The 21,359-nt window shown below is 26.2% G+C and carries 22 protein-coding genes; 15 read left to right on the top strand and 7 right to left on the bottom strand.

Annotated features, from left to right (window positions below; all coding sequences use genetic code 11):
- Positions 1-414: 414 nt before the first annotated feature.
- Entirely contained in the window at positions 415-678 is a 264-nt protein-coding gene (locus EPJ72_RS13200) for a transposase (RefSeq protein ID WP_199749277.1), read from the bottom strand.
- 114 nt (positions 679-792) lie between these two features.
- Here EPJ72_RS13200 and EPJ72_RS08080 point away from each other — a divergent pair, with 114 nt between their 5' ends.
- The gene (locus tag EPJ72_RS08080; protein ID WP_147731669.1) at positions 793-1,698 is read left to right on the top strand and encodes an integrase core domain-containing protein; all 906 of its coding nucleotides are present in this window, start codon (positions 793-795) and stop codon (positions 1,696-1,698) included.
- Here EPJ72_RS08080 and EPJ72_RS08085 read toward each other — a convergent pair.
- Entirely contained in the window at positions 1,695-2,279 is a 585-nt protein-coding gene (locus EPJ72_RS08085; RefSeq protein WP_147731670.1) for a transposase, read from the bottom strand. The genes EPJ72_RS08080 and EPJ72_RS08085 overlap by 4 nt on opposite strands.
- Before the next feature lie 155 nt (positions 2,280-2,434).
- Here EPJ72_RS08085 and EPJ72_RS08090 point away from each other — a divergent pair, with 155 nt between their 5' ends.
- The 6 genes from EPJ72_RS08090 to EPJ72_RS08120 all read left to right on the top strand — a co-directional run bounded on the left by EPJ72_RS08090 (position 2,435) and on the right by EPJ72_RS08120 (position 7,883).
- On the top strand, positions 2,435-3,331 hold the full coding sequence (locus EPJ72_RS08090) for a M23 family metallopeptidase (RefSeq protein ID WP_147731671.1): 897 nt from the start codon (positions 2,435-2,437) through the stop codon (positions 3,329-3,331).
- Entirely contained in the window at positions 3,315-3,533 is a 219-nt protein-coding gene (locus EPJ72_RS08095) for an AtpZ/AtpI family protein (RefSeq protein ID WP_147731672.1), read from the top strand. The genes EPJ72_RS08090 and EPJ72_RS08095 overlap by 17 nt, the downstream gene beginning before the upstream one ends.
- Positions 3,534-3,556: 23 nt before the next feature.
- On the top strand, positions 3,557-4,756 hold the full coding sequence (gene pncB, locus EPJ72_RS08100; RefSeq protein ID WP_147731673.1) for a nicotinate phosphoribosyltransferase: 1,200 nt from the start codon (positions 3,557-3,559) through the stop codon (positions 4,754-4,756).
- Positions 4,757-4,767: 11 nt separating this feature from the next.
- Positions 4,768-5,595 (top strand): DNA-binding protein, encoded by an 828-nt coding sequence (locus EPJ72_RS08105; RefSeq protein ID WP_147731674.1) that lies wholly within the window; start codon positions 4,768-4,770, stop codon positions 5,593-5,595.
- Positions 5,596-6,054: 459 nt separating this feature from the next.
- Entirely contained in the window at positions 6,055-7,053 is a 999-nt protein-coding gene (locus tag EPJ72_RS08115; RefSeq protein ID WP_147731675.1) for a hypothetical protein, read from the top strand.
- A gap of 5 nt (positions 7,054-7,058) precedes the next feature.
- Positions 7,059-7,883 carry a hypothetical protein gene (locus tag EPJ72_RS08120; protein WP_147731676.1) on the top strand — a complete coding sequence of 275 codons (825 nt, stop codon included), beginning with the start codon at positions 7,059-7,061 and terminating at the stop codon, positions 7,881-7,883.
- A gap of 2 nt (positions 7,884-7,885) precedes the next feature.
- Here EPJ72_RS08120 and EPJ72_RS08125 read toward each other — a convergent pair whose 3' ends face one another.
- The 4 genes from EPJ72_RS08125 to EPJ72_RS08140 all read right to left on the bottom strand — a co-directional run bounded on the left by EPJ72_RS08125 (position 7,886) and on the right by EPJ72_RS08140 (position 11,332).
- Entirely contained in the window at positions 7,886-8,956 is a 1,071-nt protein-coding gene (locus EPJ72_RS08125) for a mannose-1-phosphate guanylyltransferase (protein ID WP_147731677.1), read from the bottom strand.
- A gap of 109 nt (positions 8,957-9,065) precedes the next feature.
- Complete coding sequence (locus tag EPJ72_RS08130) at positions 9,066-9,482, bottom strand: hypothetical protein (RefSeq protein WP_147731678.1); 417 nt, start codon at positions 9,480-9,482, stop codon at positions 9,066-9,068.
- A 488-nt stretch (positions 9,483-9,970) separates the two neighbouring features.
- A complete protein-coding gene (holA, locus tag EPJ72_RS08135; RefSeq protein ID WP_147731679.1) occupies positions 9,971-10,990 on the bottom strand; it encodes a DNA polymerase III subunit delta in 1,020 nt (339 codons plus the stop codon).
- A 9-nt stretch (positions 10,991-10,999) separates the two neighbouring features.
- Entirely contained in the window at positions 11,000-11,332 is a 333-nt protein-coding gene (locus EPJ72_RS08140; RefSeq protein ID WP_242004967.1) for an HIRAN domain-containing protein, read from the bottom strand.
- A gap of 279 nt (positions 11,333-11,611) precedes the next feature.
- On the opposite strand from EPJ72_RS08140, the gene EPJ72_RS08145 reads away from it, so the two are divergent.
- The 6 genes from EPJ72_RS08145 to EPJ72_RS08170 all read left to right on the top strand — a co-directional run bounded on the left by EPJ72_RS08145 (position 11,612) and on the right by EPJ72_RS08170 (position 15,436).
- Positions 11,612-12,145, top strand: coding sequence for a hypothetical protein (locus EPJ72_RS08145; protein ID WP_147731681.1), 534 nt, complete (start codon positions 11,612-11,614; stop codon positions 12,143-12,145).
- A 60-nt stretch (positions 12,146-12,205) separates the two neighbouring features.
- On the top strand, positions 12,206-13,141 hold the full coding sequence (locus tag EPJ72_RS08150; RefSeq protein WP_242004968.1) for a hypothetical protein: 936 nt from the start codon (positions 12,206-12,208) through the stop codon (positions 13,139-13,141).
- Between the two features lie 81 nt (positions 13,142-13,222).
- The gene (locus EPJ72_RS08155; RefSeq protein WP_199749278.1) at positions 13,223-13,927 is read left to right on the top strand and encodes a hypothetical protein; all 705 of its coding nucleotides are present in this window, start codon (positions 13,223-13,225) and stop codon (positions 13,925-13,927) included.
- Positions 13,928-13,948: 21 nt separating this feature from the next.
- On the top strand, positions 13,949-14,566 hold the full coding sequence (locus EPJ72_RS08160; protein ID WP_147731683.1) for a tia invasion determinant: 618 nt from the start codon (positions 13,949-13,951) through the stop codon (positions 14,564-14,566).
- A gap of 9 nt (positions 14,567-14,575) precedes the next feature.
- Positions 14,576-15,172, top strand: a complete 597-nt coding sequence (locus EPJ72_RS08165) for a tia invasion determinant (protein WP_242004969.1) — start codon at positions 14,576-14,578, stop codon at positions 15,170-15,172.
- A gap of 12 nt (positions 15,173-15,184) precedes the next feature.
- Positions 15,185-15,436: a DUF167 domain-containing protein gene (locus EPJ72_RS08170; RefSeq protein WP_147731685.1), complete on the top strand. Its 252-nt coding sequence runs from the start codon at positions 15,185-15,187 to the stop codon at positions 15,434-15,436.
- 330 nt (positions 15,437-15,766) lie between these two features.
- Here the strand turns inward: EPJ72_RS08170 and EPJ72_RS08175 are convergent, their stop codons facing one another.
- Positions 15,767-18,550 (bottom strand): TreP protein, encoded by a 2,784-nt coding sequence (locus tag EPJ72_RS08175; protein WP_147731729.1) that lies wholly within the window; start codon positions 18,548-18,550, stop codon positions 15,767-15,769.
- A 155-nt stretch (positions 18,551-18,705) separates the two neighbouring features.
- Here EPJ72_RS08175 and EPJ72_RS08180 point away from each other — a divergent pair, with 155 nt between their 5' ends.
- A complete protein-coding gene (locus tag EPJ72_RS08180; protein ID WP_147731686.1) occupies positions 18,706-19,653 on the top strand; it encodes a DDE-type integrase/transposase/recombinase in 948 nt (315 codons plus the stop codon).
- A gap of 265 nt (positions 19,654-19,918) precedes the next feature.
- Positions 19,919-21,304, top strand: a complete 1,386-nt coding sequence (locus EPJ72_RS08185) for an MATE family efflux transporter (protein WP_147731687.1) — start codon at positions 19,919-19,921, stop codon at positions 21,302-21,304.
- The last annotated feature ends 55 nt before the right edge of the window (positions 21,305-21,359 follow it).

The following is a 21,359-nucleotide window of genomic DNA, read 5'->3' on the forward strand; positions in this document are numbered from 1 at the left end:
TAGCGAAGAAATCAATCTTTGATTGTTATAAAAATGTGTATATTCTTTTAATTTTTCTCTCAATAATTCTACTGTGATATTTTTATTTAATCGTGAATAAAATTCTCTTTCGTCTATGCCGTGTACTCTTTCTACTACGTCATTGTATCTTGGTGTTGCTACTGGAATATATCTTCTCTCTAATTTATTTTTAAGACAATATTCATCAAAAATATTTATTTTAGGAGTATTAATACAGCGATAAGTATATTCTATACCATTGTTGCCACAGGCACTTCCTTCGGTCGCAGTTTGTATAGCTTGTATCTTAAAAGGTGAAGTTTTTAAGATGTCATGGAGCCATAGATATTGTACTTTTACTTGCTATAATATTTTTGATTCTTTCTTTGATTGTAATATACAATAACGAAGAAATCAATCTTTTAATTTTTCTCTCAATAATTCTACTGTGATATTTTTATTTAATCGTGAATAAAATTCTCTTTCGTCTATGCCGTGTACTCTTTCTACTACGCCATTGTATCTTGGTGTTGCTATAGGAATATATCTCCTCTCTAATTTATTTTTTAAGCAGTATTCATCAAAAATATTTATTTTAGGAGTATTAATACAGCGATAAGTATATTCCATACCATTATCGGTCTGTATAGATTGTATCCTAAAAGGTGAAGTTTTCAATACATATTTTAAGAAAGATATGTTTAGGAGCCATACATATTGCACGTTTTTTAGTTTAAAAAAGTAGGTATTCCTTATAATTTAATTAACTAAAATAAAACAAAAGGAATACCTATGAAAGAATATACTTCAAATCAAAGAAAAAAGATAGTTCTAAAAATTAATAAAGTTAAGAATAAAGAAATATTAGCTTTAAAATATAAGATTAGTATTAGAACATATTACTATTGGAAAAGACAATTAGAAACTTATTCTATTATAAAACCTAAATCTACTAAACCTAAGAATAATAAAAATAAATTGAAAAATAAAAAGATTATTAAAAGAATAATTGAAATAAGAAAATTATATGGTTATGGTAAATTAAAAATAAAAAAACAATTAGAGTTAGAAGACATTAAAGTAGGAACAACAGCTATAGAAACTGTCCTAAAAGAAAATAATTTGTATAGGAGCAAAAAGAAAAAAATTAAGAGAAAGCATAAAGGAAAGCATGCAATTTATATCAAGGAAGCAGGGGAAAAGGTACAAATAGACGTCAAATATGCTTTTTTTGGTGAAATATGCTATTATCAATTTACTGCTGTAGATGTAGCTACTAGAATGAGCTTTAGATATTTATACGATGAAAAAAGTCCATACAGTACCATTGATTTTATGAAACGGCTTATAGATTATTTTCCTTTTAGAATACATTGTATTCAAAGCGATAATGGTACAGAATTTACTTACCGTAAACATTCATTTGACACAGAACACCCATTAGATATATTTTGTAAGAAAAACTATATTAAAAGGGTTTATAGTCCAATTGCATCACCTTGGTATAATGGCGTAGTAGAGAGTACACATAGGCTAGACCAAAAAGAATTTTATGACTTTTGTACTAAAGAATTAACCTTAGAGAAAGCAAATAAAAACATACAAAAATATAATTATTTTTTCAATTATAAACGAATACATTCTGCTTTAAATTATGATACACCTATGCTATACTTTAATAAATTAAGGAATTCCTAACTGCAATATGTTTGGCACCCGTGCAATTTTAAGAAAGATAAAGCACTAGAAGGTGTTTTATCTTCATAGATCTGCCTCCAACTATAACGAGCAGCTAAATCTACAGCTGTGAATTGATAAACTGTTTTTCTGCCTAATTTGATATATTTAGTGTCTATTTGAACTATTTTGCCTTCTTTTTGTATTTTAGAGACAAATTTTCGTTTATCATATCGCTTCTTTTTCTTTTTTATTTTGTATCTCCAAAGATTATTTCTTTTTAGTACATTCTCTATAGCTGTAACCCCTATCTTAATGCCTTCACGATTTAAATATGCTTTAATATAATGCTTACCTCGATATTCTTTAGTATAGAGTTCAATAATTAAATTAATAGCTTTTTGATTATTAAAGATATTTGGAGAAGTTTTTGGCTTAGTACTAAAATTAGCGACAATTCCAGTGTCTTTATATTTTTTAAGCCAAGCATAAAAAGTAGATTTGGGTATTTCTTCTATCTTTAAAAATCTTTTAATATTTTTAGTTTTTAATGCTTCATCCACTATAAATAATTTAAATTCTGTGCTATAATCTCTTTTCATAGTAGCATCCTTTTTATTTGTTTTATGTTCAAAATATTATAACAAGGATACTGCTTTTTTTATACTAAAAAATGTCCAATATCTCATACTCCTAAACACAACAAATATTCATTTAATATTGATATAATTTTATATTATTGTTATAATTTTTAAGTATGTATAAAAATAAAAAAAAGAATAAAAATAATTTTTATAAAAAGAATAATCCTAATAATTCTTCATTTTTTAGCAAATTGCATAAAATACTCTCACATAGACTCTATTTTATGTTTATACCGCATTCCAAAAAGAAAACTAAAACTTTATCTATACCCATATACGGACTTTTGATAATACTCTTAATTATAACAGTTGCTCTTTTAATAACATTCTCATCTCTTACCAAAAATACTGTTATTGCTAGTAAAACACTTGTTCTTACAGGAAGCTATCAAGAGAGACTTGAAGAGATTAATTCTTTAGAAAACTTATTTAATTCAGTATTTTCTAATGATTCTTATAGGGAAGATATGTCTAATATGATGAATAAATTTAAAATAGAAAATACTAACTTATTAAATACAAATAATGTTGATAATATAACACTTTTAAATGCTAGAGCTAAAGAGTTTGAAAACTTAAAAAATTATTTAGAAGAATTAAAAGCTAATATTAATTCTAAAAATAATGCATTAGAATATGTGCCTACAATTACACCAATAGATTCCAGATATGCCGTTATATCAAAACCATATCAAAAAGACTCTCTCTTATCAAAAGGCATAGGCTTTCAAACAATAGCAGGTACACTTGTTAGAGCAACAGCCTCTGGTACAATTAATAGTGTAGTATACGATAAAGATGAAGGAGTAAGCATAGTTATTTATCATAGATATGGTATCATAACTACTTATAAAGGATTAGCCACTACTTCTGTAAGAACAAATGTTGATGTAAAAAAGGGTGATATTATAGGAAATGCCAAAACAGGCGAACTTGAATATGAATTAAAATTAGCTTCTGAATATGTTAATCCTTTAATTTTTACAACGCTTAATTATGAAGAGCAATAATATAAAAAATGGAATAAAATACACTGCTTTGGGTATTGAGTTTGGAAGTATAATTCTGGGACTTGCTTTTGTTGGAAACTTAGCTGATAAAAAATTAAATACTTCTCCATTATTTACTATAGCTGGTATATTTTTTGGCTTTATATCTGGTATATACAGACTTTATCAGCTTTCTAAAATTATAGAAAGAAATAAAAAATAGATAAGGTTTTTAAGGATTTATTTATGGATAATATAATAAATAGTTTACTTGATACTGATTTATATAAATTCACAATGCAGCAATGTGCTTTAAGGCAATTTTCTAATGTTTGGGTAAAATATATCTTTAGAAGCAGAAATGTGTTAGAATGGACTAAAGAAATGCATGAAGAGCTTTTAAAACAGATAAAACATTTTTGCAATTTAACATTTCAAAAACATGAACTTGAATATTTGTCTTCGCTTAGATTTATAAAAAAGGATTATATAGAGTTTTTAAAGTTATACAGACCTTTGGAAGAGCATATTAACGCTTCTTTTGACGATAACAAATTAACCGTTTCTATAGAAGGACCTTGGTATCAAACTATACTTTGGGAGATACCTGTGCTTGCAATGATTAGTGAAATATATTATCAATACACTATTTGTAAAACTAATGGTGAAGAAGAAGTTTACAAGCAAGGTGAATTAAATCTAATAAAAAAGTTAGATGAGAAATTGCTTCCAACATACAACTCTGATAAAGGGTTTAAATTTTCTGAATTTGGAACTAGAAGGAGATTTTCTTTTAAGTGGCAAAATAGAGCTATTTCTATATTAAAAGAGAAAGTTCCTTCAGATTGTTTGGTAGGCACTAGCAATGTATATTTTGCTCAAAAGTATAATTTACTTGCGGTTGGTACTAATGCTCATGAATATTATCAAGTTGGTCAGGCTTTAGATAAAGTAAGACTTGCAGAGAGTCAAAAATTCATGCTTCAATCTTGGGTTAATGAATATAGAGGAGATTTAGGTATTGCATTATCAGATACTCTAGGTACGGATAAATTCTTAAAAGATTTTGATTTATATTTTGCAAAACTATATGACGGCATAAGACATGATTCTGGAGATCCTATTGAATGGGGATACAAAGTTATAAAGCATTATAAAGACTTAAGAATTGACCCTAAAACTAAAAGCCTTCTTTTTTCTGACAGTCTTAATTTTGACAAGGCTTTTAATATATATAAAGAATTCAAAAACGAAGCTAAAGTTACATTTGGAATAGGTACATTTATTATGAATGATTTTGAACCTATTGCTAAGCCTTTAAATATTGTAATGAAACTTCAAATGGTTAATGGAAAACCTGTTGCTAAGTTGTCTGATGATGAAGGCAAAACTATGTGCGATGATAAAGAGTTTTTGCATTACTTAAAAATTGTTGCTATGGAATGATTAATTATTTTATGATAAAAAAGATTATATTAATTTTTATGCTTATATTATTAATTTCTTGTAATAAAAATAATAATATAACTACAGTTGATGAAATAGAACCTAATGACGATGAAGAGTATGCTCAATTTATAGAGTCTAATATTAGTTTGAAAGGAAGTCTTAATATTGATGATATAGACTATTATCATATTAAGCCTACTAACGGTTTTATAATGAACTTCGGTTTTTATGCTAACAATAACTCTGATATTGTATTAGAGTTTTATAATAAAGAAAATAAAGATATTATTTTTAGATTTGAAACTCAAAAGGCAAAAAATTATTTTGGACATATAGAATTAAAAAATATAGTATTAAAGCAAAATGAATATTTATTGAAATTAACTTCTCAAGATGAAATTGATTATAACTTAAAACTAAATTTTTCTGAAGATTATAAATATAAAAATGAAAATGAGTATAATGATAATATATTTTATGCTGAAGAAATAGAATATCCTAATCAAAAAATAAATGGATTTTTTATTAAAAAAGAGTTAGCTTTAGATGAAAAGATTAAACAATATTTAAAAAATGAAAATATTATAGATATAGATTTTTATAAAATAAAAAACTACACAGATATAGATTCTTATATAAATATTATCTTAGAATATAAAGAAGATATAGAGATTATACTTTTTGATGAAAATCATAATTATATAAGAAAAAGCATAAATAGAATTGACAATATAAACTTTAGCAGAAATAAAAAATATTATATAGCATTAATTTATTATGGCGAAAAATATTTGATAGAACAATATATTTTGTATTATGAGTTTAGTAATAGATAAGTAAAAATATAGCTAATTTTTTAAGTTTGTCAAAAAATTAGTTCTTATGTTTTTATTGTTTTCGGGGGCTAGCCACCGTACCCCCACTTCTTTTATTGGTATAAAAGAAGCAAAAGAACTGCATTTAATAAGTTTAGCTTTTCATATATATACAAAATATAGACATTATTTTAGATTTATATGCTCCAAAAATATAAAGCTATAGCACTTGCACTTTTTGGTTCTTTTTGCGGCGGGAAAAAGAACAACAAAAAAATTGCATCTTTCTAGAAGCGTATGCGAAATATAAAACTTTGACAAAGTCCACAACGTGTAAGGCGTAAAAAAGTTGAATAAAACAAAAACTAATAAAATATACCCATTTAAGCATACAATAATTTATTCTTAAAAACACTTAATTTATTGTATTAAGGGTTCTTATATGTTATAATTACAAAAATTATTGATTAGAGTTTTATCGTGATAAAAAAATTAAGTTTTATTTTTATTATTCTTTTTGTATTTAGCTTTTTATTATATGCTGATACATTATCTTCAAGACATTCTTTATCTATTTTAAATTATACAAGCACAAGAAGCAGAGGAATGATGAACAGCACTTTTTTAATAGGAAATGATTCTTCTGCATTATTTGTAAACTCTGCTTCATTAATGGGAGTTATTAGGGATAGCATTAATATAAATTACACCTTATCACCAGATTTTAAAAACGAGTATATATTTAATGCATCATATTCTCATACAGGTAATTCCTATGCCATAGGTTTAGGATTCGCTTCAGAAATAAACAAAATACAATCTTATGACGCGCTTGGAAACAAAAAAGATAGTATATATAACGGAGTTTATTTAGCTAATATTGCTTTTGCCTATGCTGTCAATGATAAATCTTTTATAGGTGGAAATATTAAAGGAGTATTAAATAATTCATTAGACAAAAATATTTTCGGCGGATTTTTAGATATATATTATATGCAATCTATTTTTACTCCTGTGTTTAAAATTGGTGCTGGTATTAGGAATTTTGGTTTTTACGATAATGTATTTGGCAATATAGATACTGACATAGTAGCTTCAGTTGCTTATGCCAAAGAAGATTCTACAGTATCTGTTTCGCTTAATTATTCTGTAGGAGTTCCTTCTATCACTCATAATATATCTTTGGGTCTTGAAGCTATGATAATAGATTTTAATAAATTAGGATTATTTGATAATTCATCATCTTCTTGGTTTGATGATTTGCCTGAGAGTGTGTTAGATGAACCTAGTGCTATGCAAAAAAGACGTTCTACTAAATTGCCTAGCGGGGTTTTAGCAAGACTTGGTATTGAAAATAATGGAGTTTCTTTGGGGCTTTCATTATATATTGATTTGTTTAGACTTGATTATGCTATAATATTTGATGAGTTTAATAAAAACAATATTTCGCATGATTTTGGTTTAAGCTTTATGTTTTAATAATTATGCCTAGTATATGTAAACAATTAATATCAAACACAGAAAAGTGCGGCAGAGAAGTTTATAAAGATGATTTATGCATCATACATCATAAATCAGAAAATAAACCTGCTAATCTATTTAGAAACATTATAAGAGATGATATATATAGAGGATACTATAACTTTTCTCATATGATTAGCTATGAAGGCTTTAGCTTTGAAGGCTTAAAAATAGAAAAAGATTCAAATTTTAATTTTTCTGATGCTTCATTTTATGCTCCATTTAATATTAATAATTTAAAATTAGATATATCGCTTGATTTTACTAATGCTTTATTTGATTCTGGCATATTTATAAAAATGTCTAATATAAGCAAAGAAATTATAATGAAAAACACTACTATAAATATGGATTTAAACTTTTCAATGTCTAATTTTGAATCCATTAATTTATATAATGCCAAAATTAATTGTAATGCTAATTTTACTAATTCTGACTTTATAAAAAAATCTGTTTTTAATCATGTTCATTTTAGCAATAATTTAAGTTTATTAAATGTGAACTTAAAAGATGATTTTTCATTAGAGAATATAGTAGTTGAAAAGGATGCAGATTTTAGAAACCTTATTTTTCATAAAAGCTTAAAATTAGAAAATGTTGAAATAAAAGGTATAACTTTGCCTCATGAATTAATTAACAATGAAAATATAGTTTTAAAAAATGTATTAATAAACGGAGTACTTATAGAAGATAATCAAAAAAGCAAAAAAGAAAAAGAAAGCAAAGAAAAAATAAAACAAGCAAAAGAAAAAATATATAAAGAAACTATTCTTAATAAAAAAATATAAAATTATAATAATTCTTTATATTTATTTAATTCATTTTTCTCTCTAATGTCTTTTAATATCTCTTTTATTTTAGAATCTTCATTATTTGGATACATTAAAAAAACGCCATTAGATTTAACAATTGTTGTGTTATTAATTCCATTTAAAGTAAGTAAATCATCATCATCATTTATTATAATATTATTACTAGAGTTTTTAAGATATACCTGCCCTATTACAACATTATTATTTTCATCTTTACTGTGTATTCTTCCAAGTGCCGAAAAAGCTCCCAAATCGTCCCAAAAAAACTCTGACTTTATGCATATAATATCTTTTATCTTTTCCATTACACCAAAGTCGAAAGAAATTTTATCAATACTGTTAAATATTTCTAATGCTTTATTTTCATTATTAATATTTTTTAATGTATCATTTACTTTATTAAATGTATCAGGCATAAATTTGTTTATACTGTTTAATATGCTTTCACTGTACCATATAAACATACCGCTATTCCATAAGTAATTGCCATCTTCTAAAAACTTCTTTGCATTTTCTAAATTTGGCTTTTCTACAAATCTATGAACAATATATTCATTGCCTTTTATATTTTTATCTAACTTAATATATCCATATCCAGTTTCAGCTCTAGTTGGTTTTATTCCCACAACTACTATATTTTTAGTTTTCATAGTTGCTTCTATAGCCTCTTTTATTGTATTTATAAATAAGTTTTCTTCTCTTATTATTGGGTCAGCAGGAATTATTACTACGTTTGAATTGCCTATCTTTTCTTTTACAGCTAATACTCCTAAAGCTACAGCTGCAGCAGTATCTCTGCCAACAGGCTCATATATTATATTATCTTTTTTAAAGTTTGGTATATAAGTAGAGAAAGCATCTTTATATCTTTTCCCTGTTATAATAAATATATTATCTTCTTCTGTAATTTGTAAAGCCCTATCTATTGTCTGTTCTATAAGAGATTTATTGTCAATTATTTTTAAAAATTGCTTCGGTTTTTTTTCTCTGCTTAAAGGCCATAATCTTTCCCCTATGCCTCCAGCCATAATAATTACAGAAGTTTTCACTATTCTATTACCTCATAATAATGTATTTTTTTTATTATATTTTATTATATATAAATATCAATATAAATAAGAGCCTAATAATAAACTCTTATTTATAAAAATATATTATTTAATACTTACTATCGTTAAATAAATCTAAACTTAGAGATATTTGAACTCCTAAATCTACAGAAGATAATTTACCGCTTGCAGATGAATATGTTTGTGAATCTACAGTAAGTTCACTTCTTGTTTCAACATAAGGTAAATCAAAATTAAGATAAGCACTCACATTTATTATACCAATATTAAGACCTGCAAATATTTTTGTATATGGTATAAATATAAATGCATTTCTATAAGCACCATATAAAAGTCCTAAACTCAATCTTTTTTCTGTCTCTTCATACCAATAAGCACCAGCTAAAGGAATTTTAAATCCAAGTCCAATACCGCAAAAGAAATTCAAATATTGATATTCAAAAGTACCCCCTATATTAAAACTGTCAAATACATGTATTATTTGATTATTAGCTTTTACAGACACTGCAGCAGGGTCTTCTTGAGGAACTGTTATATTATTATAATCATAATCAAATTGAAAAGTATCTCTATAATATCCTAATTCAATTCCTGCAGATATTATATGATTATTTGTAATTTCAAAATTAAATTTAGGTTTTAATAATACCCCTATTTCAATAGCTGTTTCTGGACGATAATTTATTCCATTATTTAAATTTTTATTATTGTTTTGAAAAGTAGGAAAACTTCCGCCAACAGGTACAGATAAAGATAAATTAAAAGAACTTAAAGGAAATAGACAGGTAGAAAATGAAACAATAGAAATGATTGTAATTAGTATTTTTTCATATATAACTCCACAATATCAAAAATTAATATCAATTTTTGTATTCTATCATCATATACAAATAAGACAAGATAACTTTATAAAAAATTGTTCAGAAATGTCATTTTTTCTTTATTTAAATATGCAAATATTTATTATGATTTATGACATATATATACAATTAATTATTTTGTAATTGAAAATAAAAAAAGCTCAAAATGTGCTTTAAAAATATTATTTGGAGTTGTAACACTTAATGTATTTAATTTGGATATTTGTGAAATTATATTTACTATTTCATTTAACGAATAAAGTTTTAATACAGATTTCTTTTTTGTTAATATAAATGAAGGTATTTTAGTTAATTTGCTAATATCATTTAAAGTAGTTTGAGGTGGAAATATTTTCATATAATATAATGCTAAAAAATTATTCATCATCAAAGTGAGAGAAGAAGATGCATCTTGATCTAATCTATGCATAATAGAAAAGCATTTTTTTCTGTCCCTTTCAAATACAGAATCTAAAAAATCAAATATATTTCTATTTTTGGATACATAAGTAAAATCCATAATATCTTCAACATTCAAATATTCTTTATCATTATAACTGCATATTTTATCCAATTCAGAATAAAGTGAATCATAATCTAAATTAATATTATTAACTATATAATCAACAGCATCATTAGAAATCTTTTTATTATTTTTGTTTATATACGCTGTAATTAATGAACGGAAATCCCTCTCATCAGGAATAGGAAAATCTATAAAATGAATATAATCTGCATTTTGTTTCTTTGAAAAATATTTGTATATACTATCTTCTTCTAAACTATTTTCTGTTTCTAATATTATTATAGAAGATTTTGAAGGATTGATACAATATTCCAAAAAATCATCTTGGAAATTATTATATTTGTATATTACAACAAGCCTTATATTAGAGCCAAAAGGCGGAGTATCGGCTACATCTAAAGGCGAATACCCTACAGCATCATTTTTATCATAAAATACGCTGTAATTCATCTCACTATCACCCTCATCTTTAAAAACAAGAGAATGCATAGAAGTAATAAATGCCTTTTTAAATAATCTCTCTTTCCCTGTAAGTATATATATTGAATATTTAAAAGGCTCTTTAATATATAAATCTTTTATTTTTTTAAAATCTGACTCTGTTTTAACTACTACTCTATCAATCATAATAATCTTTTAATTAGCCTTTTTCAAAGCTCTCTCTATAAAAACTCTTATCTCTAATTTACAATCATCTATTTCTTCTAATTTTACATTTTTTACTATAGCTCTTATTTTATAATTTTCATCTTCCATTTTGTATGCTAGAAGAGGAGCTATTATTTTAGGTACATATCCTAATCTTATCTCACATCTCTCATCATAAACTGCTATAGCGAATGGATCATAACCAATAAAATATTCTCTTATAAGATTAATAGGTTCATTTCTAGATAATAATTCTATAATATCCTTCCCATCATTATATTTATATCCTGCCACAAAGAAGTCTATAGAATATCTATTCATTTTATAAGATTTATTTATAATAATTCTCTTAAAAGTTTCTTGATAATTAACAATATACGTAGTATGTTTGCTGTTTTTTTGCGAATACAATTTTCTAAACCTTAAAAATATTTTTTACTATTATATAAATTTTACTTCAATTCAAATTTTCTGTCAAGTGTAAAATATGTAAATTAATTTTTTAATTTATAAAGTCGATTATTATACTATTAAAATATTGTTTTTATTTATAAAAATTGTATATTAATATATAGTAAATAATTTTTTAGGATATCCTTAATGAAAATAGAAAAAATATTTTATATAATTTTTATATTAATTAGCATATTATCCTGCAGGCAAACAAATTTAACTAAAACAGGTCCCGGAGATGATTTCTTTCTAAATAAATTAGCAAAAGGCAACTGGGAAGGGGTTAGTGTAAGCGGCAATACTATTACTATAACAGGCGGACTTGGCGATGGCAGCTACACATTAGACAGCACAATAGGCGGTCTTGGCGGAATATATAAAGATGATAAAAATAATGGAGATTATATTATAGCGGTGCCTGACGGAAGCAATCTGCATACTGTAAAAGTTGATGAAGAAAGAAAAGATGCTATAAATGGTATTACAGACATAGTTGGAGAAGAAAATGCATTAGGAGTAATTACTGGCATAGGTAAAAATAATGGAAATACAAATGTTGATGAGGTTGTAAAAAATGCTAATGTTAGTGATAAAGAAAAAGAGGAAATACAAAAATATCTCTATATAATAAATGGCAAAGGAGAAGCTAATAGTTATGAAAAATACCCTAGTAAAAAATAGAAAATAAAAAAGAAATTATATTAATTATTTTTTAGCGGGGTGATATGTTTAATAATATTTATGAAAAAGTGTTTTATTTGTATATTTATTTATGTACCTTTCATAATAATTATATATCAAAACATATTGCATCCATTTTCGTATAATGATCAATATGAATGGAAAGAAAAAAGGCAGTCTATAAGTATAAATGCTATTCCAAGTTATTCTGTTATTTTTCCGCCTTTGGCAGATAATTTGCTATATAATATTGAAACATTTGCATCCATAGCAAAAATAAATATAAATAATTATAAAGATTTTCTAAACTATATAGATATAAAAGGTAATTTTTGGTATGTGCCTAATATATCTTATACATTTTATTTATACAAAGGAATAGGTCTAGAAATATCGGCAGGACTTCAGCATTTGGAATATTCATTAACAATTACAGCAGAAAATGCATTAAAATTAGCTACTAATCATGCTCAAGTTCCAACTCTGCCAGGAAATATAGGAGATGTAGCTTCTTTACTTGCTGGAGATACAGTTTTTAAAGGAAGTTTTTATTATCTACCAATAACAATAGGCTTTAAGCTTTTATCGGGTAAAAATGGAGAGTTTGTTAATACTATTCGAGTAGGAGTTGAAACTGTAATATATGATATAGTAACTCAAAACGGTCTAACAGGATTAAAAACTAAACGCTCTACTATAGACCCTACTTTTTATGTATCATATGAGTTGGGATGGAGTATTGATTTATTTCCAAAAAAAGATTGGAAGGTTAGAACTTATTTGGATATTTCTTTATTTGAGATTGGTTATTATATTACTTCATCTATGTCTGGAGTGTATGGAGATGTTAGAGAGGGAGTTGGTTTTTTTGGAAGCGGACTCGTTGATATAACTAAGTTCCTGCCTCTTTGGGATACTTTTCCAACAGCAATTGATTTTGTAACATCATTAAAATTTTCTATATTTCCAAGAATTGGAGTAACTATACGGTTTTAAGGACTTATAATGATAAAAAAATTATTAATATGTTTTTTATTCTTATATAGCAGCACTATCTTTGCTCAATCCGATTTTATAATGAATTATGATGTTATAGATATAGTGCCTTCAGATAAAATTCCTTCATATGTAACATTAACCAATGATAAAAATGCTGAAATACTTTTATTTGAAAATGGATTAAAATCGCATATACATTCTCTTGGCATAGATTTCGGTACAACTTTATTTATAACAACAACAAGACCTATTTTATTTAGCTTACCTTTTCAAATAGTAAAAGATGCTAAACAGCAAAACTTTGAAGGTAAATTTGGTTTTAGATTAACATATACATATAGAATAATGAATAAAATGGAATTAGATATAGATTTAGGAAATTATATAGCAAGCAGCTTTATGACTAATATTGCTAATCCTCAATTTACTGAAACCTATTCTATACCTTTATCTGTTGGTATGAGGTTTTATTTTAATAAGAGAAACAGAGCTTCTGGTTTCTTTTTAATGCCAAAAGTAGGAGCTACGATTAATATAGATAAAACTAAAGAATACTCTACAAATGAAGCTGGAATAGTAAATAAAATAAATAAAGATAGAATATCTTTTGATGCTTATATTGCCGGAGAGATGGGCTTTAGAATAGATTTATCTAGAGGTATGGGTATTGATACGGGAGTGCGACCATTTATAGACATATCTCTACTTGATATAGGCTTATCGTATTCATATTTACTTAGATTTATACCGCTTCCGAGAATTGCTGTTGGTGTTTTATTTTAGTTTTTGTATTAAGGAAACATTATGATAAAAAAAATATTAATAATTATAATAATATGTTTATCATTTGCTAATATATCATATTCTTTTCAAAATGGTGTTTATGTAGCCCCTAAATTTATCTATTCTATAAAAGGAAATAACAATATGTTTGTTGGGGCTGGGGCAAGCATTGGTTATAATTTTAATATACTTTCAAGATATTCCCCTATAAGGATTGAATTTGAATATTTATATAAAAACGGATTAGAAGTTAATAATTATCCAAACAATATAGATAATATTAATATACATAGCATGCTTTTTAATCTTTATTATGATATTAATTTAGTTTATATAAATTATGACGGAGAAGAAAATAATATATATAGAAACGGAAAAAGGCATATAATGACTATATCTTTAGGTTTTTCTGTAGGAGGAAATATTGATTATAGTTTATCATCTTCTTTTAATGAAAAATTTGGGCTTGTAAAGAATTATTCTTATAATGATAATTTTGTTTTTTTGTATGGACCTAATATTAATTTTGGTTTTCATTTAAATCCAACAATCACTTTAGATATTGGATATAGATTATTATTAGATACGGCTATTAATCTCAATCATGATGTGCTGCTTTCTATGAGATTAAATTTTTAGGGGATTATGATGAAGAAATATATTGTTATTTTATTTTTAATATTGCCTCAAATAATATTTGCAGAATTATATATTACTCCTAAATTTAATTATGCATTTGATATTAATAGAGCGTATAATGTTGGCGGTGAAACAATTAATTTTGCTAATTTTGTAGGAGGAGGTTTTTCTCTAGGATATAGAGTACCTTCCATAAATAAAGTATCTCCTTTTAGATTTGAATTTGAATATTCTTTTCTTCAAAGTATTTTAGTTGACAACACATATAGGCAGCATTATATACTTGGAAGTTTTTATTATGACATTAACTTTTATTTTACAGATAGAAAATTAGATTTTGATACTAGGGCTGATATTTTACTTAGAAATTATCCCTTACTTTCTCTTTATTTTGGAGTTTCTGTTGGAAGCATTATAAATCAAGAGATTACTGAACAAGTAAAAACTGGTCAAGATGCTCTTGCTCTTGGAGCTAGTATTGGTTTTGTTTATCATATTACAAGCTGGGTTGCTTTAGAAGTGGGATATAAATTCTTAATAGACATAAACCCAAAAATATATAATGAAGTGCTTCTTGGTTTTAGATTTACAATACCAAGAGTATAGAAAAATAATATTATGAATATAGAAGTAAAAGTAACAGCATCAGCCAAATCCAACAGCTTTAAAAAAGAAAATGGAATTTATTATATAAGAATATCCGCCAAAGCCATAGAAGGCAAAGCAAATAAGGCTATAGTAGATTTTTTATCAAGTGAACTTAATTTAAAGAAAAAAGATGTAGAAATATTAAAGGGCGAGAAAAGCAGCAAAAAACTTATTTCTCTAAACATAGACGAAGATAAATTGGAAAGCTATTTTAGTAAATGATATACTTGTTTGAAAGCTGAATTATATTTACATTGTTTTAGTTTTATTGTTTATGTAAGTTTTTATTTTATTCAACTTTTTCCCGCAGCAAAAAGTTTTCGCCCTTCGGGCACGCTTCGCGAAAGTGCAATTACTATAGTTTTATACGTTTTTTTAATATCTATAAAGTATAATATGATAGATTTATCTTTGTATAAAAATGCAGTTTTTTTGCTTCTTTTATACCAATAAAAGAAGTGGGGGTGCGGGGGCTAGTCCCCGCGAATAATAAAAAACATAAAAATTTTATAATTAATTTTTATCCATATATTCTAAAATAGTTACAAGAATCTACCAAGCAAACTGATAGCCGAAACTTATATATAAATCATTAACAGATATGTTATCAGTCATTCTTTCCGGCATTTTTAATGCTAAAGATATATAAGGCTGACCAGTAAGCACATTATACGGTAAAACAAGCACGCTTAAATCACAGCCCGCCTTTAATGCTATAGACTGCATATAATCTTTAGCATAATAAGCTCCCCTATAAGAAATAGAAGCAAAGAAGTTCTCAAAATATAAATGACTCAAATTAAATTGTGCATCCAAATAACCAAAAAGCTCTATATCCCCCGCGAGAAAATAATTATCAATATATTTTTGCTTACTCACATAACTATAAAACTCTTGAGGTGCTGCTACATATCTTCCGCCGAAAACTCTTGAAGCACCATTAAATGCCGCAGGAGTGTCAAATGTATAAGAGCCGTAAAAACTCGCTCTAATAGGAGCATATCTTGTTTGAAATAATGTTTTAAAATCTAGAGCAAATTTATTATACCTCACAGAATAAGTAGGATAAAGTGCTATTTGAACTAAGTCATTAAAATATGGCTTATCAGAAGAGGATTTAAATCTAAAAATAGCAGCTAATGTCGTATTTAAAGTCCAAGAAGAAAATTTCCAATTAAAAGCACTTTGATAATAAAGAGGATTGTTATAATATATTGTATCAGAAAATAATGCTGTAGATATTGTAGGAGCTATATAAAATAATACCTTATCACTCTCTGTAAAAATATTAAATTGCATATTAATAGAACTGCTTACTCTCCAATATTTACTGTATGTTGAATAAACTATATCACTTCCAAATTGAAATTGTATAGGATATAGTAAATCATAAAATCTCATATCTAATTGAGTTTGTAAAAACTGCGAAGGTATATCATAACCAATCATCAATATAGAAAGATTATCAAACTCTACAGAAGACACAGCAGTAGCTAATCCTATACCATTAAAGAAATATTGAAAAGTATCATTAAATAATGGAAAAGGAAACCATAAAGACCATGGTTTAATATACTTAAAAGGATTATGTTTTCCTAATTCCATTTGAGGAGTAAAATCATACTTTTCTATTGTTTTATCTGTGAGAGTTATATTTTTTGTTTCTGGATTAATAGCAGTATCTTCTGTCATTAATCTGTCATATTCAGAAAATCTGCCTTTATAATAAACAACATTCTCTCCATTTTCTAAAACATTAACCGATGATAATACACCCCCAGAATAATTTTTATTATATAGCCTTATTGTATTAGCATTTAAATCTAATTCTCCTAATCTGTAAAAACTATCATCATTGTTATAAGAAAATAAAAGTCTATTATTCGAATATCTCAAATAACGCACATAATTAAGAGTGTTATCTGATGAATCTACATATTTAAGAGTTTTATTATTATAATCGTAAATTGCTATATGTTTAATGCCATTGTCTATAACAATTAAAGCTATTATATTATCATCTATAACAGTAGGAGAAGTGTAAGTAATGGTATCATTAGGCTCAAGCAATACTTCTCTATTGTTATTTTCATCAATATAAACAAAAGTAGTATTATGCAAATCTTTACCTATACCTATTATGCCGCCTCTAAAAAAATTGGCATATTGCAAATCATACCATTTTCTTTTTGTTCTTTTTTTTGTTTCTAAATCATATTCTTTTATTATATATCTATAAAGCCCAGCGTTGTAAGTATAAGATACAATCACTGCCCTTTTTCCATCTGCAGAAATATCTAAACTTTCAGAACTTTTATCTATTAAAAATTCAAATTTTAAATCTTTTTTATTGTTTTCATTATTTCTTGTTTTTTTATATGAATATAAAGCACCAAGGTTAGAATCTATATAATAAAGCGTATCATTATAAGAATCTATATCTTCAATGTATGTTTCTCTATCATTAACCATTAAATCTTCACTTGGATTAATGTTTTTAATCATAATATAATTTTGAAACTCAGCCCACACATCAAGAAAATCTATATTATAAACTTTTTTAAAAGCTCCATAAAACCCAGCATTATATACATTAAAAGAAAAAGAGAATTTATGCCTCATAGTATCCCAAAGCTCATTATACTTTTCCATTCCAAAACGCTCTTGCAAATATTTTGAGAAAAGCCCCCCATATTCATAATACACAGTTCCATAAGGTCTTTTTCTCCAAAGGTCGCTAGCCTGCATAGGTGTCTTAAATTTTCCCTCGTATATATCTTGTCTTAATCCTTGTTTTACTAAAGGGTCGTTAGCTCTGCCAAATCCCTTATAGCTTTCCATACTCACAGTAACACCTTCAAGCATAAACGCAGGTGTATTTATAAAAACAAGTGAAGCCCAACTGCCAAAAATTCTTGTTTGAAAACCAGCTTTTTCAGAGTTTAAGCTAAGCAAATGCACAAGCTCATGTATAAATGTACCTTTAAAATTATCTTCATCTATAGTAAGCTCTCCAGATTCTGCCGTGTCAAATAATATTACTCTAGGATAAGGCACAGGAACTGCTACAGAATTAAATAAATTTATATCAGGTGTAATAACTACTGGAATTTTACCATATACTTTGCTGTTTAATATTGTAGAATATTCTTCATAAATATCATCAGCAATAGAAGCTAATTTTTCAGCACTTCTTCTAGACTCAATAGGAAATATAATTTCAAATTTCTCTGTATTTATTGTATATAATTTTCTAAATGGTTTAAAAATTTGAAGCTGACCATGTAACACTGATATAGAAAATATCAAAAAAATAAATACATATTTTTTTCTCATAGCATATGAATATATATTATTACTTATTTTTGTCAATAATTTGTCTTAGTATCAATTGTTTAGGAGTGTGAGATATTGGACATTTTTTAGTATAAAAAAAGCAGTATCCTTGTTATAATATTTTTTGAATACAAAACAAATAAAAGGATACTACTATGAAAAGAGATTATAGCACAGAATTTAAATTATTTATAGTGGATGAAGCATTAAAAACTAAAAATATTAAAAGATTTTTAAAGATGGAAAGAATAAATAAATCCACTTTTTATACTTGGCTTAAGAAATATAAAGACACTGGAACTGTCGCTAATTTTAGCACTAAGCCAAAAACTTCTCCAAATATCTTTAATAATCAAAAAGCTATTAATTTAATTATTGAACTCTATACTAAAGAATATCGAGGTAAGCATTATATTAAAGCATATTTAAATCGTAAAGGCATTAAGATAGGTGTTACAGCGATAGAGAATGTACTAAAAAGAAATAATCTTTGGAGATACAAAATAAAAAAGAAAAAGAAGCGATATGATAAACGAAAATTTGTCTCTAAAATACAAAAAGAGGGCAAAATAGTTCAAATAGACACTAAATATATCAAATTAGGCAGAAAAACAGTCTATCAGTTCACTGCTGTAGATTTAGCTACTCGTTATAGTTGGAGAGAAATCTATGAAGATAAAACACCTTCTAGTGCTTTATCTTTCTTAAAATATGTCTTAAAAACTTCACCTTTTAAGATACAGGCTATACAAACGGACAATGGTATGGAATATACTTATCGCTGTATTAATACTTCTAAAATCAATATTTTTGATGAATACTGCTTAAAAAATAAATTAGAGAGGAGATATATTCCTATAGCAACACCAAGATACAATGGTGTAGTAGAAAGAGTACACGGCATAGACGAAAGAGAATTTTATTCACGATTAAATAAAAATATCACAGTAGAATTATTAAGAGAAAAATTAAAAGAATATACACATTTTTATAACAATCAAAGATTGATTTCTTCGTTATTGTATATTACAATCAAAGAAAGAATCAAAAATATTATAGCAAGTAAAAGTACAATATCTATGGCTCCTAAACAAAAAATATAGTTTTTATGTATTGACTTTATTTTTTTGTAGATATAATATTTTCTACTGTTTATCTTAAATATTTTTATTTTATCTAATTGTATTAAGCTTTTTTATATTATATAAAGCTTTTAAAACGCAAGCAAAAAAGAAGCTGTAATTGTTCAAACATTGTTTTTATACAGATTTATTATTTTATTTTTTGTCGAAACTACAAAACTTTGATGAAATAAAAAATATTAATATCAAAAAATAATAATATTTTAATTTAATAATGAGGAAAATTATGGAAAAAAATAAGATATTAGAGCTTACAGAAGGAAATGTGAACAGGGGGCTTATTAATTTAGTAGTACCTATGATACTGGGTAACCTTTTAAATATAGCCTACAATATAGTTGATACAATTTGGATAGGTCAGATGATAGGACCTAGAGGTCTTGGAGCCATTGCTGTGAGTTTTCCTATAATATTAATACTTCAAGCTATAGCTTCTGGTGTTACAGTTGCTGCGAATGTTTTGATTGGTCAATATTTTGGTGCTAATGATAAAGATTCTGTACTTTATATTTCTAGGGTTTCTACTACTATGAGTGTAATACTTTCTTTAGTTTTGGCTATATTAGGATATATATTTGCACCTATGTTAATGAGATTTTTAAATGCAGCTGACAGCATAATGGAATATTCTGTTAGTTATTTTAGAATTAGTATGATAGGTTTCCCATTTTTGTTTTATTATTTTTTGGTATCTGCTTTGCTTAGAGGTATAGGAGATACTGTAAGACCTCTTATATTTTTGGCTATAGCTTCTATTGTTAATGTAATATTAGACCCTATAATGATAAAGGGGTTATTGGGTTTTCCTGCTATGGGCTTAGATGGTGCTGCTTATGCTACTGTGTTTTCTCAAATTCTTTCTGTAGTTGTAAGCATAACATATTTAAAAATTAAAGATAGTATAGTTCGTGCTAATCCTCTTAGAATAGTTTTTGATGCTAATATAACTAAATTAATGTTTAAGATAGGTTTGCCTTTTGCTGCTATGCAATTAATAATTTCTATAAGCTGGTTATTTTTAAATAGAATTATCAACACTTATGGAGAAGAGGCTTCTGCTTCGGTTGCTGTGTCTATGAGAGTTGACTCTTTATCATTTTTACCGCTTTTAGCTTTATCTGCAGGTATTGCTACTATGGTTGCTCAAAATATAGGTGCTAATAGAATGGATAGAGTAAAAGAGATATATAAAGCCGGACTTAAAATAGGAATTGGGCTTTCTACATTTATGGCAGTTTTTTCTGTATTATTTCCAGAGCTTATAGTAAGATTATTTACTTCAGATATGAGTGTATTAAAATATACAAAAAGTTATATATATGTTGTTATGCCTTCTATAATAATGCTTTCTGTGATGTTTGCAACTAATGGAGTTATTAATGGAGCAGGAAAAACTTTTATACTTATGATATTTGCCTTTGTGGCTCATATACTTATAAGGATTCCTCTTGCACATTTCTTATCTACAAAAATGGGGTTATGGGGAGTATGGACTGCTATGGCTATTGTAAACTTTATTAGTATGTCGCTTATACTTATTTATTATTTTACTGGGCATTGGAAAAAAGGAGCTAATATAGCTAGTCATTCTGCTACTAAAAATGAAGCTTAATAACACTTGAAACATTGAAATAAATAAAATATACTGTTTGTTATAATTTATAAAT

Origin of the sequence: Brachyspira pilosicoli, assembly GCF_008016535.1 — a bacterium.
Classification (GTDB): domain Bacteria; phylum Spirochaetota; class Brachyspiria; order Brachyspirales; family Brachyspiraceae; genus Brachyspira; species Brachyspira pilosicoli_A.

Coding starts and splice junctions, on each gene's coding strand:
- EPJ72_RS08170 (WP_147731685.1), top strand. CDS start 15,185: ATGAATATAGAAGTAAAAGTAACAGCATCAGCCAAATCCAACAGCTTT.
- EPJ72_RS08150 (WP_242004968.1), top strand. CDS start 12,206: ATGAAAAAGTGTTTTATTTGTATATTTATTTATGTACCTTTCATAATA.
- EPJ72_RS08085 (WP_147731670.1), bottom strand. CDS start 2,279: ATGAAAAGAGATTATAGCACAGAATTTAAATTATTTATAGTGGATGAA.
- EPJ72_RS08105 (WP_147731674.1), top strand. CDS start 4,768: ATGATAAAAAAGATTATATTAATTTTTATGCTTATATTATTAATTTCT.
- EPJ72_RS08185 (WP_147731687.1), top strand. CDS start 19,919: ATGGAAAAAAATAAGATATTAGAGCTTACAGAAGGAAATGTGAACAGG.
- EPJ72_RS08165 (WP_242004969.1), top strand. CDS start 14,576: ATGAAGAAATATATTGTTATTTTATTTTTAATATTGCCTCAAATAATA.
- EPJ72_RS08180 (WP_147731686.1), top strand. CDS start 18,706: ATGAAAAGAGATTATAGCACAGAATTTAAATTATTTATAGTGGATGAA.
- pncB (WP_147731673.1), top strand. CDS start 3,557: ATGGATAATATAATAAATAGTTTACTTGATACTGATTTATATAAATTC.
- holA (WP_147731679.1), bottom strand. CDS start 10,990: ATGATTGATAGAGTAGTAGTTAAAACAGAGTCAGATTTTAAAAAAATA.
- EPJ72_RS08175 (WP_147731729.1), bottom strand. CDS start 18,550: ATGAGAAAAAAATATGTATTTATTTTTTTGATATTTTCTATATCAGTG.
- EPJ72_RS08155 (WP_199749278.1), top strand. CDS start 13,223: ATGAATTATGATGTTATAGATATAGTGCCTTCAGATAAAATTCCTTCA.
- EPJ72_RS08145 (WP_147731681.1), top strand. CDS start 11,612: ATGAAAATAGAAAAAATATTTTATATAATTTTTATATTAATTAGCATA.
- EPJ72_RS08090 (WP_147731671.1), top strand. CDS start 2,435: ATGTATAAAAATAAAAAAAAGAATAAAAATAATTTTTATAAAAAGAAT.
- EPJ72_RS08160 (WP_147731683.1), top strand. CDS start 13,949: ATGATAAAAAAAATATTAATAATTATAATAATATGTTTATCATTTGCT.
- EPJ72_RS08140 (WP_242004967.1), bottom strand. CDS start 11,332: ATGAATAGATATTCTATAGACTTCTTTGTGGCAGGATATAAATATAAT.
- EPJ72_RS08120 (WP_147731676.1), top strand. CDS start 7,059: ATGCCTAGTATATGTAAACAATTAATATCAAACACAGAAAAGTGCGGC.
- EPJ72_RS08080 (WP_147731669.1), top strand. CDS start 793: ATGAAAGAATATACTTCAAATCAAAGAAAAAAGATAGTTCTAAAAATT.